The sequence below is a fragment of the Brasilonema bromeliae SPC951 genome, assembly GCF_012912135.1.
Taxonomy (GTDB): Bacteria; Cyanobacteriota; Cyanobacteriia; order Cyanobacteriales; family Nostocaceae; genus Brasilonema; species Brasilonema bromeliae.
In genome coordinates this window covers 1-16,037 of sequence record NZ_QMEB01000045.1, presented here as the reverse complement: position 1 = coordinate 16,037, position 16,037 = coordinate 1, and the positions used below count along the sequence as shown (strand labels likewise).

Below are 16,037 nucleotides of genomic sequence, written 5' to 3'. Positions count from 1 at the left end.
ATAACTGAAGAGCAAATAAGCGCATAAGTACCGCTGTTATATACGCACAAGTAGCATTTGATTTGGACTTTGTGCAAAAATACTCACAAATATTTCCAATCATTATTTTTTGTTTAAAATGTAGGTAAAATTTGTCGCCGTACAGTCATGGGACTTTTACAGTCTATAAATATAGTCACCATGAGTATAATGCTACAGTTTAGCCGTTACTCAGAGAAAGCGATCGCCTGAAAAATTCATAGAATTTTATTCATCAAGCGAATAAAAACTCGGTTAGATAAAGTTCCCAAACCCGAACTTACAGATTGTATTTAAGTTCTGAGACTTCTGCCAATTTACTAGCCAAAAAGCGCTTGAAAAAGATGCATGGAAAAAAGTTCAACGACATATTAGACGAGCTGACACCTGACCAAAAAAAGGTGCTGAAGAGATTTTTGGCAGGCGAGACCGATGAGCAAATTGCTAGCGAGAGAAATTGCGATACATCCACGATTAGAAAACATTTGAATAAGGTGTGTACAAAATTTGGTCTGGTAAATAGAGAGGGAGAACGCTTCTCCTATCGACCAGAGTTGGTGGACTTGTTTGTACAAGACAAACCGAAGTGGGTCAATTTTGATTACTGGGAAGACCATCGTCCCGACCAAATTGAGCCTGATTTTCCGGGGCGTCCCATATCCTCGCAGTCTCCTTTTTACATTCAGCGTTTTTATAACGAGCATTTATTGCTAGAAAAACTCTGTTCGCAAAAAGTGCTGCAATCTGGAGCTTTAATCAGAATAAAAGCCCCAAAAAAAACGGGCAAAACCTCTTTGGTGAATAAAATTTTGGCAGAAGCTAGACATTGTGGGTACCGAACAATACGTTTGAATCTGCGACAAGCAGAGGAATTAATCCTTGAGAATCTAGATCATTTTTTGCAGTGGTTTTGTACCAATATCAGCCAACAGCTTAATCTGGAGTCGCGCATAGATGATTATTGGGATAACAAGAGATTGGGCAGCATGGTTAGCTGTACTACTTATTTCCAGGCTTATCTGTTGGAGCAAATAGATACACCTTTGGTTTTGGGGTTGGATGAAGTAGATCGGCTCTTCGAGTATGAAAAAATTGCCAAGTCATTTTTTACTTTACTCAGGAGTTGGCATGAAGAAGCAAATAACCTACAGGTTTGGCAAAAATTGAGATTGGTCGTGGCTTACTCAACAGAAGTATATATCCCTCTCAATATCAATCAATCGCCGTTCAATGTGGGTATACCCGTTAAATTACCAAATCTGACTTTGGCACAGGTACAGCAGTTAGCAAAAGAGTATGGATTGAAGTCGTTAGATAACACAGAACTAGAACGACTGCGAGCAATGATAGGTGGACATCCTTACTTAATTCAGCTAGGTCTCTATCACCTGCATCAGAAAGACCTGACTTTAGAGCAACTTTTGCAAACAGCCCCCACTCTAGAAGGAATTTACAGCAGCCATCTCCAAGGACTTTGGGTCATGTTGAGTGAACATCACGAACTGCTGGAAGCCTTGAGAACTTTACTTGATTCAGGGGGTAAAGTGCAGATGCAGCAAGTACCAGCTTCTAAGTTAGAGAGTATGGGTATTGTCCAGTTTGAGGCAAATCAAGTCAAGTTTAGCTGTCAACTTTATCACAGTTACTTTTTATCTTGCTTGGGGGCAAAATGAACTCAACTTTAGAATTAATCTCCGATTACTATCACGTGGGCGGTAGCTTAAAGCCAAATGCCCCTAGCTATGTCATGCGACAAGCCGACCAAGAACTGTATGACGCCCTAATGGCTGGGCAGTTTTGCTACGTGCTCAATAGTCGGCAGATGGGTAAGTCTAGCTTACGTGTGCAGACAATGGATCGGCTGAGACACTCAGGCGTTAGCTGTGCTGCTATAGATATCACCAGAATTGGTAGCGAACACCTAACTCCAGAAAACTGGTATGGCGGCATAGTGTCTCTGCTTTGGCAGGGGTTTAACCTCTTGAGTAAGGTTAATCAAAAAAAATGGTTACAGGAGCATGAAGAGCTTTCTTTAGTTCAGCTCCTAGATCGATTCATTGAAGAAGTTTTGTTGGTGTATGTGCCGGAAAAAAGGATTGTGATTTTTGTCGATGAAATTGACAGCATTATCAGCTTGAATTTCTCGATTAATGATTTTTTCGCGCTGATTCGGGCTTGTTACAACCAACGAGTCGATAAACCAGATTACGAAAGGCTAACATTTTGTTTGCTAGGGGTAGCAACGCCTTCAGATTTGATTAGAGATAAAGCCCGCACCCCGTTTAATATTGGCAAGGCAATTGCCTTAGATGGGTTTAAGTTTGAGGAAGCCCAAGCTTTAGAAAAAGGGCTAGTGGGTAAAGTTAGTCATCCTCAGGAAGTGTTAAGGGAAATTTTGTACTGGACAGGAGGACAACCTTTTTTAACTCACAAACTGTGTAAGCTAATGTCAGAGGGATTAACAGTCGAAAATCCCCTATCAGTTGAGCAAGTGGTAAGGTCAAAAATTATTGAGAATTGGGAATCTCAGGATCAGCCAGAACATTTAAAGACTATCCGCGATCGCCTTCTTACTAATAAACATCTAACACAGCAGATGCTAGGACTATACCAATCCATTTTGCGACACAAAGAAATAGATGCAGATCACTCTTATGAACAAATGGAATTGCGGCTCTCGGGATTGGTGGTTAAGCATAATGGTAAACTGAAAGTTTTCAACCCTATATATAAGAGAGTTTTTAACCAAAAATGGCTTAACCAGGAACTGGAAAAGCTTCGACCTTATGCAGAGGCTTTGAGCGCTTGGGTAGAAAGTCAGTATCAAGATGATTCAAGGCTGTTACGCGGGCAGGCATTTGAGGAAGGATGGTCTTGGTTAGTCGATAAAGGTTTGGATCGACAGAATAAATTCAGTATTGATGAACATCGGTTCTTGATTGCTAGTCGAGTCCTAGACAAACGAGGGACTTTGGCGGAAGCAGACAGACAAACGATTAACACAGCAGAGGAATTACTTGCGAAGGTTAGTAATCCCATGCCTGTCATTAGAAAAGTACTTAGAATAACGAAGTCTGAACCAGTTCTTGCCCAAAAACTTTTCCGACTTATCCTCAATGAGCAATTTCCAATTTGCCAGGGAGAGGATGAAGCTGATTGGGTAGAGCGGATGGTGCGTGAGCGCATCATCGACAACTGGGAAAGTCAAGATCAACCAGAACACTTGAGGAAAATACGCGATGAGCTTGTGCAGAATAAAGATGCCGAAAATTTACTGCAACTGTATCGACAGGTTTTGCAATCAGGAAAGGTAGTAGCTGATGACAATCCCAAACAACTCATATTATTAAGACTTGGTTTTGTAGTCAATTACCAGGGAAAATTAGAAGTTGGCAATCATATTTATGAAACCATTTTTAACCAGAGTTGGGTTGACAATGAATTAGGAAAATTAAAGTTTCAAAAGCAGTGGCAACGATTAAAGTTAATTATCCTATCTGGGATTCTTATCGCCGTCAGTTTGGGGATTTATACGGGCATTGATTTGTTATCAAGCGCAAGTCGTTGCCCACTTCAAGAGGTACTCCTTAATACTTGTATAGCGACTTTCGCTAAAGTAAAAAATGTTCCTGAAGGAACATTTTTTTATGGTGGATCCACAACATTTGCTCCTCTGAGATCTCAAGATATTATTGACGCCATTAACAAAGCACACCCTTCATTTCACTTACAATATGTTCATCCAGCAAAAAAAAAGCCTGGTTCACGAACAGGTATTGAAATGCTTTTGAACGATGAACTGAGCTTTGCCCAATCTTCTGATACTCTTAAACCATATGAGTTACAAGCTGCTATAAAAAAAGGCTTTGAACTAGAACAGAAGGCTGTTGCAATTGATGGCATCGCCATTTATGTAAACCTTAGTCTTCCAATCAGAGGACTGACTTTGGAACAAGTGCAACAGATTTTTACTGGAGAAATCACAAATTGGCAGCAGGTGGGTGGTCCTAATTTGAAGATTACAGTCTTCAGCCGTAACCCGAAAGCTGGCGGTACTGTGGATTTCTTCCAAGACACAGTGTTACTGGGAAGAGACTTTGGTTCTTTTAAAGAGGTAAACAACACCACTGAGTCTTTACAGAGAGTTGCTGACACTGCTGGTGGAATTGGTTATGCCACGGCTTCAGAAGTTGTTAACCAAAAGACTGTACCTGTAAAACTTCTCCCATTAGCAAAAAGTGCTGATAAACCTTATGTAGCTCCTTTCAGTGGAACAAACATCGAGAAAGTGAATCAACTGGCTTTTATTGATTCTTCTTATCCAATGACTCGCAAACTCTATGTGATTATCAAAAAAGACGGTGGTGTAAATGAGGAGGCTGGTACGGCTTATGCTAACTTACTCTTAAGCGTTGAGGGTCAAAAACTCGTAGAACAAGCTGGTTTTGCACCTATTCGACCACTCACTTCTAAATAGTAATTGAGTTATTCTTTATCTTCTCAAAAAGCGCTCACGCAGACGAGAGACAAAAATCTCGATCTCTGGTAATTTCATCATGGCAACAATCACACCAAAAACGCCGATGCCAACTAAACCAGCAATAGATATTTCCAATAGTTGAATTAGTAAACCATTTTCACCTAAAAATTTCTGCAAAACCTCAAGAGTGCCATAGCTTGCTCCTCCAGCTACCATGCTACCAGCAGTTAAACCTAAAATTGGTAAACCCAACTCGCGCCAAGGTAAACCATTCAGCCTGCGATCAAGCAACCATAACAACATTAATAGCGAGATGAAATTCACCCCAACTGTTGCTAGTACCAAACCCGGCGCACCAAAAGGTTTAAACAAAATCCAATCTAGCAAAGCGTTGAATATGATGTTAATCATACTAACGCGAAATGGTGTCTGACCATCACCCAAAGCATAAAACACTCGCACCAAAACATCTCGCCCCAAATAAACAAACATTCCCAGACCAGAAGCAACTAGTATGGAGGAAACCAAGCCGGAATCTCCTTTTGTAAAAGCACCACGTTCATAAACCACTCGTACAATGGGGTCAGACAACGCCATCATAAGCGCTCCCATTGGTAGCATGGTGAAGGCGGTGAGTATGAGTCCTTGGCGAATTCGCAATTTTAGCTCTTGCCAATTTTCTGGTGCGGCTAGTCGGGAAAATATTGGTAACAAAGGTAGTAAAATTATATTAGAAATAATTCCTAAAGGAGTTTGCACCAAGATATTGGAATAACGCAACCCAGAAGGAGCAGAGGGGATGAAGGATGCAAAATACATATCTGTGTACAGATTAATTTGCAACATCCCAGAGGAAAAGGTTGCTGGTGCCATGATTTTGAGTACCTCGTTCACCCCTGGCTGCTTAAAATTAAATCGTAGGCGCAATGTACCTAACCCCGCTCGTGCTTGAGCAATTTGCTGTATCAACCATTGCAGGAATGCTCCGGCTAGGGTGCCTCCCGCTAAAACCATTCCACCTAAAATGGCATATTGAGGAGAGCTAATTTTGCTACCTAGTTGCAGAGCGAGGATACCCAGACCAATAATCAGAATAATGCTGGAAAATAAAGGACTGAGTGAAAGTAGCCAGTATTGATTAGCTGTGTTGAGAGTCCCAAAACCAATACCAATTAGTCCTGCTAAAACTGCCATTGGTGCCATTATTCGCAGTTGCACAATGGCGTTTTCTTTTATAAAAGCTCCGTTACGAACGGTGTCTAAACCTGGTGCTACTAAGTCAATTAGGTTAGGAGCAAATATTACCAGGAAAATGGTTACCAAAAGCAGCAAACCACCCACAAGGGTTGTCATTGTTTCCACTAAGGGAGCAGCTTCTTCTTGCTTGCGCTTGGCTAGGACGCTGACGATCGCACTATGAAATGGTCCATTCACACCCCCTAGTAATATTAGCATAAAACTAGGGATCATGTAAGCGAAGTTATAAGCATCGACAACTGCTCCCGCACCAAAAGCGGCGGCGATCGCCTGTTCGCGTACCAGCCCAAAAAATTTGCTTATTAACGTCGCAACAGCAATAATGCCAGCAATTCCAGCAAAAGAACGAGAGGTTTTTTGTTCTTGTGTCACAAATAGTACCTGACAACTTTCTCAAGGGGCATATCTGGAAACATTTAACCTGAAATTTAGGAGTTTGTCAGGGTACTTTGGCAAAAATCAGAAATATCGGCGTGTGAAATAATTTCTTAATCGACAGGAAGCTTAAGGAAAAGTAGTCCACTTGCCAAAGCGTATTCCAATTCTAAGGTATTGCGTAATACGTTGATATTGATGGGAGGCTTGGGATTTGGTCTTCGCGGTTGCAGAGATAGCTCATACCACACGACATCATGCCACGCACCACACTTATATCCTACACCTTGATATATTCCTATGAACTGGAATCCCATCAGTTCATGAAGCCTTTCACTGGCTGTGTTTGGGAGAGTGACACCTGCGTAGGCGCTGTAATAACCTTGAAGTACCAGAATTTTAAGCAACGACGTATATAAAGCTCGTCCTATCCCTGAACGACGCACTGATTCATGGATATAAACAGATACATCAACAGCCCACTGATAGGCAGTTCGGTCTCTATGAGGTGCAGCATAAACATATCCGAGAACTTTTCCATCATGCTCGCACACTAGCCAAGGCAACTTTTCTAGAACTTTTGCAATCCGCTGCTGCATTTCATCTAGAGTTGGTGGCTGAACTTCAAAAGACACAGGTGAATGCTCGCAAAAGGGGGCGTAAATTTCCAGAACTTGCTCAGCATCCTGTTCATTAGCAAGCCTGATGATGGATGACATAGAAAGCACACTCTCTTGTTCTGTTCTTGTTGGAATTATATGGACAGTGTACGATGCAGCAGCAGTCACTCGCTAGCCCCTAAGGGGGCGCTGCGCAAACGCTCAAATTCACGCATCGCGTAGCGTTGCGGAGCGCGTTGCGACGCAATCTCAAAATTCAAAATTTAATTAGAATAGACCACAAATCGTAGGGGAGCCAGTGCGAACCGCTATTTTTTCCAAGGTAACTTTGTGCCCATTTCAGTTAACGCAGAGAAAATGAGGTAGAGGATGAGAACACTGGCGCTGACAAGAAAAAGAACAACCTCGTTATCCATAATTGACTCAGAGGGGTGGTGAGTAGTACTGATAAAATGACATTTTATCAAAATGAATGCAACTTGGGATTCATTAAATTCTAGGCGGTTGTGCAAAGCAGTGCGCTTTGTGCAACCACCTGTTAGAACGGTAGGCTAAGTGCAATCGCATCCCCATGTTCACAAAATTGCTTACACTAGCTTTTAATCATTTCCCGCACTTTTTGCTGAAGCGCCGGATCTTGACTGATTGCTACTTGAATTTGATTGAAACGTTCTAGCCCTAGCCCTTCCTTTTGCAGGACTTGCTGCATGTTTGTATCAGCTTGTTCCTGAATTGACTTTAGACTTGTGACAGTTTTTTCATATTGCTGCTTTTCCTGTGAGGTCATTGCTCGTTTTAGCTTCTCTGGAGGATTTTGCTGTGATTTATATATTTCCAAAAATCGTTCTTGACTCAGACCAGACTTATTTATAACGTCCCCCATCTGCTGAACTGCTCCCTGCTTAATCACTCTCAACTGTTTGAGTGAGTTTGCAAATTTTTGAAGTTCCTCTGGACTCACCTTGGTTTGGGGTGTTGTTGGAATTTGAGGGGATGGAGATGAAGATGGAGATGTCGGTTTTGGTGCTTGTGCATGAGCCGACAGGCTGCTGACAAGAAGAAAAACAAAAATATAGCTACCTGTCAGAATTTGCTTAAACACGTTGAGTTCCTCCTTAGGGGTTTCCAGCCCGGTATCAGAAGAATTTCTGGAATTTCCTGAATCGAGCTTTGGTTTCCATCGATTTTTCCGGCATATCTTAAGGCAGCACGTAAGACAGCAAACAATAATTACTGTTTATCGCTAACGACTCTAGGTATGCTCTATCGTGGTACAGCTTAACACATATCTGGAAGCCCTTGATTTCGTTATCGCTGCTGTATGGATAATTGACGTACTCCCCGGCATAAATGCACGGGGATTCTTAAAGGATGTTCCAATGTAGGCTAAAGCCTTACATTTCCACCCTAATTCCTGTTTCTTTGACTCTTAACTAGATTGTTGCCAATCCCCGCCAGACCCTCCGGGTATGCCTGCGGCACGCCCTCCGGTCTAACGCCAGTCGCCTGCGGAGGGAAACCCTCCCGCAGCGCTGGTCTCACCGTCTCCGCAGGCAATTTAATTTAACGTCCACGACGCGTCCCACCGCAGACAACGGTACAGGAGGCAGTGCGTTGCGGGGGTTCCCCCCGTTGTAGCACCTGCCGTTCTGAAGACTACGTTTCTACCCTCGGAGTCCGGTCAAGGATATCCTGTATGGGTCGCCACCCAGTACCTTCACGCATCGTATCAGAAAAACAAAGGGCTTTAGCCCTTTGCGTCGGATTTCATCCCCTCCTTAAAAGGCAGGGGTTCTCATCCTCCCACTTGCAGCCTGATAGAAAAGAAAGTGCTCACGTTTAAATACGGAGTCTTCTCCATCAAAGTTGCTAGTCTCGAAATTAGAGCGCTTTTCCTTCAGCTTATGGACGCTAGGAACTATAAGCCCAAGGAGCAGTGGTGTCCAAACAGCAAGACACACTAAGCTCAAAACACCTGTGAGTGTTTTTCTGCGATTACTTTTTTTATTTGATTTTGGTAGTTCTGATTGACTACAAACTGTCTGTGGAGACCAGAAATGCTCATTGAAATTGTAATAATTCACTGACAATTTTTTTTTGAGATTAGGTAACACCAAAGGATATCAAACTTTTTTTATCTGTATGAAAATTTTATTCAGAATTTAACAAAGTTAGATAAATAACAAGAAAGATTTATAGACAAGCGACAACACCAGTATAAGGGTTATCCTTTGAGGTTATTGGCGTCAGTATTGGTTTGTGTATCAGTATCCAGCTATTCAAGTAGTACGTTAGTGTAGGTTGACAAAAAAGCTTCCTGTCATCTGAAAGTGTTTGTAGAAACAGAAAACATGGTGCAAAATAAGCAAAATCACGATGTGTGACGAGGTTCAGAAAATGAAACTGCGGGAGTTACTAGCAACTGTAGATGATATTATTGTGCAGTTACCACAACATCCAGCAATGGACGCTGAAATCAAGAATTTAAAGACAAATTCCCATGCTTGCGTTGCGGGAGATTTGTTTATTGGGATGCCTGGAACACGAGTTGATGGTGGGGACTTTTGGCAAAGTGCGATCGCCTCTGGTGCTGTAGCTGCAATTATTTCTCCTCAAGCAGCACAGAAACATCCACCAACACCATCTGCTTGTGTTATCAGCAGTGATGACATGACAAAAGCCTGTGCCCAATTAGCAGCCACCTTCCACGACTATCCTGGGCAAAAACTCAAACTTGTAGGTGTGACGGGCACAAATGGTAAAACCACAACCACCCACCTGATTGAGTATTTTCTCCATCAAGCAAATCTGGCGACAGCTTTAATGGGCACTCTTTATACTCGTTGGCATGGTTTTGTTCAAACTGCTGTCCATACAACACCGTTTGCTGTGGAACTGCAACAGCAGCTAGCGACTGCTCTTGATGCTGGTAATGAGTACGGAGTGATGGAAGTGAGTTCCCACGCTTTGGCGCAGGGTCGAGTGATGGGTTGTCAGTTTGAGGTAGGAGTGTTTAGCAATCTTACCCAAGACCATCTGGATTTCCACCGTGATATGGAAGATTATTTTACAGCAAAAGCACTGCTGTTTAGTCCTCAGTATCTTAAGGGACGGGCAATCATCAACGCTGATGACACATATGGTAAGCGGTTAATAGCATCCTTGAAGCCAGAGAAAGTGTGGAGTTATAGTGTCAACGATTCGACAGCGGATTTGTGGATGAGTCACCTGAGTTACGAACCGAATGGTGTCAGTGGTACATTGCATACACCAAAGGGTGAAGTTGCTTTTCGTTCACCGCTTGTTGGTCAATATAACCTAGAAAATTTACTAGCAGCAGTAGGAGCAGTTTTACACTTAGGGTTAGATTTGCAGTTAATCGCATCTGTTATACCTGAGTTCCCCGGAGTTCCGGGACGGATGGAAAGAGTGCAAATTCTTCCGGACCAAGATATCAGCGTTATTGTGGATTATGCCCACACACCAGATAGTTTGGAGAATTTGCTCAAAGCAACGCGAGCGTTTATTCCAGGGAAAATGATTTGCGTGTTTGGGTGTGGAGGCGATCGCGATCGCACCAAACGCCCGAAAATGGGTAGAATCGCTGCTCAATTAGCAGATGTCGCTGTGGTGACATCCGACAATCCCCGGACTGAAAACCCAGAAAGGATTTTGCAGGATATTTTAGAGGGAGTTCCAGAAACAGTAAAGCCGATAGTGATAGGCGATCGCGCAACCGCCATTCGTACCGCCATATTGCAAGCGCAACCTGGAGACGGCGTTTTGCTTGCCGGAAAAGGTCACGAAGACTACCAAATTCTTGGAACGGAAAAAATCCATTTTGACGACCGAGAACACGCACAAGAAGCCTTAGAAGAAAGGATGAAAAAATAAAAAAGAAACATACACGCAGATGATGAAGTTATCATCTGCGTGCATATTGTTTTTAATCTGCATCACCTCAAATTTCTAGAAAACAGACCACTCTACCGGAACAGTCTGTGTAGAAGCTGCAGAAACTGTAGTACCATTCATCTGCCAAATAGTATTCTCACCAGTGTCGTATCTACGCCAGAAGATGTCACTCTTGCCATCACCATCGTAATCACCAATGCTGGGTTGCCAAGCTGCATCAGTTGTGGGCAGAAAAGCCGCAGTAGTTACTGTTGTACCATCCATCAACCAAGCAGTGTTTTCACCAGTTTGAGTATTGTGCCAGAAGATATCAGTTCTGCCGTCACCGTTGAAATCGCCAACGCTAGACTTCCAAGAAGAGTTTTGTTTTTCCAGAGAACCTGAATTGATGAAAATACCATTCATCAGCCAGACACTATTCTCATCCGTTTGAGTATTGTGCCACAGCAAGTCGGTTCTACCATCGCCGTTAAAATCGCCAAGGCTATAATTCCAAGACGGATCTACTTTCGATAGAGAATACGCTGATGTGTCGGTACCATTTACAAACCAAATAGCATTTTCTCCCGTTGTTTGATTACGCCAAAAGATGTCGTTTTTGCCATTACCATCGAAATCGACAATACTGTAAGACCATTGTGAATCAGTTTTAGGTAGAAAAGCTGCAGTGGTTACTGTTGTGCCATCCATCAGCCAAGTGGCATTTTCGCCTGTTTTGGCATTGCGCCAGAAAATATCGCTTCTACCATCGCCATTAAAATCAGCAATGCTAGCAGTCCAGGATGGATCGACTTTCTCCAAACTAACCGCAGAAGCTATTCTTGTGCCGTCCATAAGCCAAATGGCATTCTCACCCGTAGTCTTATTGCGCCAAAAGATGTCAGTTTTGCCATCACGATTAAAATCGGCATAAGCAAAATCCCAAGATGAGTCTACGTTCGACAACAATTCCCCTGTCGGCTTTGAACCATCCATAAGCCAAACAGCAGTTTCACCTGTTTGAGAATTGCGCCAAAATTTGTCCGTCTTGCCATCACCGTTAAAATCAGCAACAATCCCCGTACTACTAAACAAACGACTAGGATTGGGATTTTCTCGTGCAGTTACAACTTGTGTTGACTGCAACGAGTTCTCTAGTGGCGATTCTGAAGAACGTCCAAGACTCAAAGCAGAATTTAAATCATCCGTGCCCGCAAAACTATCGGTGATTGGGAGAGATTGGAATGCACTAGTACCTGTAGAAGAGTCCAAGGTTTTAGATGCAACCATAATGTTTGTTTATGACTAGTGTTCATCAAATTTTTAACTTTATTTTTGGAATGTTTCTGTTAAGATATTACATCTGTTATCTTTGTTCTTTGTGACAAAACTGCATTTAACTATCACAAACATGTTGTTAAGATGACAGATGAACACCCCTCTCCTTAATAAGGAGAGGGGATGGGGGTGAGGTCTTTTTATTTGAGAAATGAGTTTTATAAAAAATCGCCAAGATAATTCCCGGCGATTTCTAACTAACATAATGTCAGTATTAATGAAGTGAAAACCAAAATCATTCGTCATTGATGACTCGTAAAAACGAATCAATTACGAATCACAAATTACGAATTGTACAAAAACTCTTAGAAAGTGTACCATTCTTTAGCAAATGTTGGCAGAGCAGATTCAGTAGGAGTAGAACCATTCATCTTCCAAATCTTGTTCTCACCTGTTTCGTAATTGCGTAAGAAGATATCGGTCTTGCCGTCGCCATCAACATCGCTAATACTTGTTTTCCAGGCTGCACTTTGTGTCGGTAAAGCAGTGTCACTGACAACATTTGCACCATCCATGATCCAAACCTTGCTCTCACCTGTTTGCGGATTATACCAAAGCAGATCTGTCTTACCATTACCATCGAAATCACCAACACTAGATGTCCAACCTGCACCGAGAGTAGGTAAGGCAGTCTGAGAAGCAACATTTGAACCATCCATCAGCCAGACAGCATTCTCACCTGTTTTATTATTACGCCACAGAATATCGGTTTGAAAATCGCCGTTGAAATCTGCAAGGCTAGGCTGCCAATCTGTACCAAGGGTTGGCAATGCAGTTTTAGTAACGGTGTTACCATTGGTTAACCAAACAGCGTTTTCACCTGTTGTTTTATTACGCCATAAGGTGTCAGTTTTACCATCACGGTTGAAATCACCAATAGTGCCTGTCCAGCTTGGATCAACCGCTTCCAAAGCAGACGAAGCCAGAACCTGTGTGCCATTCATCAGCCATACAGCATTCTCACCCGTTTTTAGATTGCGCCATGCGAGGTCGGTTTTGCCGTCACCATTGAACTCACCAGTACTGAAAGTCCAGTCTGTAGGGACATTCGGCAAAGATGCTTCAGATGCGACTGTAGTGCCATCCATCAGCCAAATGGTGTTATCACCCGTTTTTATATTGCGCCAGATGATGTCAGTTTTGCCGTCACCATTGAAATCAGCAACTTTAGAGTCCCAATCTGAACTCATTGTTTTCAACGCACCCTGAGAGGCAACATTTGTACCATCCATCAGCCAGATAGCGGTTTCACCAGTTTGAGGGTTACGCCAGAGTTTGTCTTTTTTTCCATCACCATTGAAATCAGGAAAAATTGCTGCACTAGTAAATATGGGATTAGGATTAAGATTGTTAGGAAGGCTTAGTGCTGTATCAGAAAACTCTTGATCTGCATCTAAGAAAGATTGTGAAGAGCCACTCCGGCTGAAAGTATTTAAAAAACTATCATTCTCAAAACTATTTGTGGGTTGAATATTGAATGCCCTAGAACCTGTCGCTTCTAAGGTTGAAGAACTGGAGGTATTTCGAGATTCCGACATGGTGTTTATCTATCACTAGTGTTAATCAATGTTTTAACGTCTTTTGATGTTTATGTTTGTCATAAAAGAACATAATTTGTGTTTAAATTATGTTTTTTTAAGACTTTGTTAAATCAGTGGTCATTATAAGCAAAGACGACAATCAAAATGTTATTTCATAACATTTGAATAATCATAGTAATCCTATTTGATTTTTGTGAAAGTGCCTGCGCGTAGCGCATAAGTCCCAAGGAGTGAGTGAGGGAGTGAGACAGCGCGAATGACGGCTTTCCCGACAGAGGCGACTGCGTTCACCGTTCGCGAAGCGTGTCCGAAGGACATAGGTGTGCCGAAGGCATACCCGAAGGGGGAGGGAGAATATTTTCATGTGTTCTGGTGAGGCAGGTGCTAACACCGGGTTTCCCGACTTGTAGACGCGTCCCAACCGCTGAGTCCCTTTGGGACTCAGCGGCTTTCCTCCGAGAGTGCCAACTGCCGTATGCGCTTTGCGCACGCCCAAAGGGCTAAAGCGCAGCGTGTCCGGAGGACATACCCGTTCGCCTTTGGCGTGCCGTAGGCATAGGGTGTACGCAGTTCATGACGGCTACTTATTCAAAGCGTACATACCTCAGCAAACGCGTCTAACTAAAGTCCTTCGATTTATCTATGGAGAATCACGCACCACAGCCTGCGCCAACAAAAAAGCGTCTGCCTGTGGTGCATAGTATCTTTACTCAAACCCTAGATATATCTTAATGGTCATTCTGAGTTCTGTGTTCTTTTGATTACTGTTTCAATAAAACTGTATATCTCGTCAGAAAAACACATACGCACTCGTGAAGTTGTATTATGAAGAGTTTTCTCAAGGAGAAAAAAATGAAATCGCAATATGTTATAGCTTCGTTAATAGTAGGAATAATCACTGTATCAGCTAACTATGCAGATACACATAATTTATTGCTCTTGCAAAACACACCTCGAACCGTCAAAACTATTAAACAGAATCAGATACAAGCTCGAATACCACCTAATCGCGGAGTTCCAACTCGTCGTGAGAGCGGCGGTGCTCGCAGCATCAAGCAGGCTGAATTCAAGAGAATTCAGCAACAATTAATAGCAGCGGATAAATAGAAAATCAGGGTTGCATGCTACCTCAGTAAAAGACAAAGATTTTAAACATATCAACTCAGACGCTTACTAAAATACTGTTCAAATAGAGTATATTTATTTTTCCATAAAAAATATCCGAAATCAACATTTGTACACTTGTAGCTATATATGAGATTGGATAAAAGACTGCGATGCTCGCATCAAGCTACCCTTTTGTACAAGAGGGTAGAGATAAAAGCAGAAAAGTCCCCCACTAGTAGTCGAGTGGTGTGCTAGAGCTTATTGACCGCAATTTGTTAATTATTTTTGGATTTTTATTTTAAAAATAGCGATGGTTTAATTAAACTAATTTAGGGTTATGGCTTATGGAAATATGGGTAAACTTGGAGTTTGGTGACGGAAACCTTGAGCGCGGGTTTGGTAATCTCAATGTTGAGGTGACGGTAGCAAATGCACAGCGTAACATCACACAACTAGAAGTGCAATTACCTCCAAATGCCGAAATTCCCATTTCCTATCAACGCTGGAAAGAGCAATACTACTCGTTACTCAAGCATTCTAGAGGTGGTTTTAAAAACAACCAAGTCACTCATATTTCCAAAACAGATTGTTACGATTCTGCTCAGCATTTATGCCGTCACCTTCATCAGTGGCTTTACCCTATTCAATCAGAATTAAAACAAGCATTGTCACAAGACTTTCAACCAGAAATTCGTTTAATTATCAACACACAGAAAATTGGATCACAGACAACCAAGGACATTTTACATCGACTTCCTTGGCAGGAATGGGATTTTCTTGCTCAAAATTTCTCTTGTGAAGCGGCTGTTTGTTTTCACTCTTCTGTTGTAAGTACTACGGCATCAGAAAAATCATCCACTTCTAATAAAATTAGAAGACCCAGGATTATTAGTATTTTTGGAGATAGTCAAAATATTGATACTAGTGCCGATAAAGAGTTACTGCAAAAATTGCAGAAACGGGCAGCTGAACTCATAGTTTTGACTGAACCAAATCGTTCAGATTTTAACGCGCTCTGGGAAGAAGCTTGTGATATCCTATTTTTTGCAGGTCATAGCGAAACCAAAGGTGATGGTCAAACAGGTATCATAAATATTAATCGTAATGACAGTTTAAGTTTATCAGAAATCAAAAGAACACTGAAAGCAGCAATTAACAAAGGTTTAAAATTAGCAATTTTAAATTCCTGCGATGGTTTAGGTTTAGCAAGACAATTAGCAGATTTAAATCTTCCCTACATCATTGTCTGGCGGGAAGAAGTGCCAGACAAATTAGCACAAAAGTTTCTCAAATATTTTTTAAATTCTTTTGCAGAAGGTCAATCTTTATTTACTGCAGTTGGAGAAGCGAGAGATAAGCTGAAAGAACTTGCAGATGACACCGATATTGCAAAACAACTACCGGGGG

At 42.0% G+C, this 16,037-nt stretch carries 10 protein-coding genes; 5 read left to right on the top strand and 5 right to left on the bottom strand.

From position 1 onward, the window contains the following. The first annotated feature begins 362 nt into the window (after positions 1–362). The gene (locus DP116_RS08220) at positions 363–1,691 is read left to right on the top strand and encodes an AAA-like domain-containing protein (protein WP_169154724.1); all 1,329 of its coding nucleotides are present in this window, start codon (positions 363–365) and stop codon (positions 1,689–1,691) included. Further along, positions 1,688–4,495, top strand: coding sequence for a substrate-binding domain-containing protein (locus DP116_RS28495; protein ID WP_211173158.1), 2,808 nt, complete (start codon positions 1,688–1,690; stop codon positions 4,493–4,495). Before DP116_RS08220 ends, DP116_RS28495 begins: the two co-directional genes overlap by 4 nt. A gap of 15 nt (positions 4,496–4,510) precedes the next feature. Here DP116_RS28495 and murJ read toward each other — a convergent pair whose 3' ends face one another. The 3 genes from murJ to DP116_RS08195 all read right to left on the bottom strand — a co-directional run bounded on the left by murJ (position 4,511) and on the right by DP116_RS08195 (position 7,852). Beyond that, positions 4,511–6,127, bottom strand: coding sequence for a murein biosynthesis integral membrane protein MurJ (murJ, locus tag DP116_RS08205; RefSeq protein ID WP_169154723.1), 1,617 nt, complete (start codon positions 6,125–6,127; stop codon positions 4,511–4,513). Between the two features lie 116 nt (positions 6,128–6,243). Then, positions 6,244–6,849, bottom strand: coding sequence for an arsinothricin resistance N-acetyltransferase ArsN1 family B (locus DP116_RS08200; RefSeq protein ID WP_169154722.1), 606 nt, complete (start codon positions 6,847–6,849; stop codon positions 6,244–6,246). Between the two features lie 493 nt (positions 6,850–7,342). Beyond that, positions 7,343–7,852, bottom strand: a complete 510-nt coding sequence (locus DP116_RS08195) for a DUF4168 domain-containing protein (RefSeq protein ID WP_169154721.1) — start codon at positions 7,850–7,852, stop codon at positions 7,343–7,345. 1,295 nt (positions 7,853–9,147) lie between these two features. On the opposite strand from DP116_RS08195, the gene DP116_RS08190 reads away from it, so the two are divergent. Beyond that, positions 9,148–10,644 (top strand): UDP-N-acetylmuramoyl-L-alanyl-D-glutamate--2,6-diaminopimelate ligase, encoded by a 1,497-nt coding sequence (locus tag DP116_RS08190; protein WP_169154720.1) that lies wholly within the window; start codon positions 9,148–9,150, stop codon positions 10,642–10,644. 75 nt (positions 10,645–10,719) lie between these two features. Here DP116_RS08190 and DP116_RS08185 read toward each other — a convergent pair whose 3' ends face one another. Together DP116_RS08185 and DP116_RS08180 are read right to left on the bottom strand one after the other, a co-directional pair. After that, entirely contained in the window at positions 10,720–11,934 is a 1,215-nt protein-coding gene (locus DP116_RS08185) for an FG-GAP repeat domain-containing protein (RefSeq protein WP_169154719.1), read from the bottom strand. Between the two features lie 353 nt (positions 11,935–12,287). After that, complete coding sequence (locus DP116_RS08180; RefSeq protein ID WP_169154718.1) at positions 12,288–13,520, bottom strand: FG-GAP repeat domain-containing protein; 1,233 nt, start codon at positions 13,518–13,520, stop codon at positions 12,288–12,290. Between the two features lie 855 nt (positions 13,521–14,375). Here DP116_RS08180 and DP116_RS08175 point away from each other — a divergent pair. After that, positions 14,376–14,630, top strand: a complete 255-nt coding sequence (locus DP116_RS08175) for a hypothetical protein (protein ID WP_169154717.1) — start codon at positions 14,376–14,378, stop codon at positions 14,628–14,630. 344 nt (positions 14,631–14,974) lie between these two features. Beyond that, positions 14,975–16,037 (top strand): CHAT domain-containing protein (locus DP116_RS08170; RefSeq protein ID WP_169154716.1); only part of this gene is annotated, 1,063 nt, incomplete at its 3' end.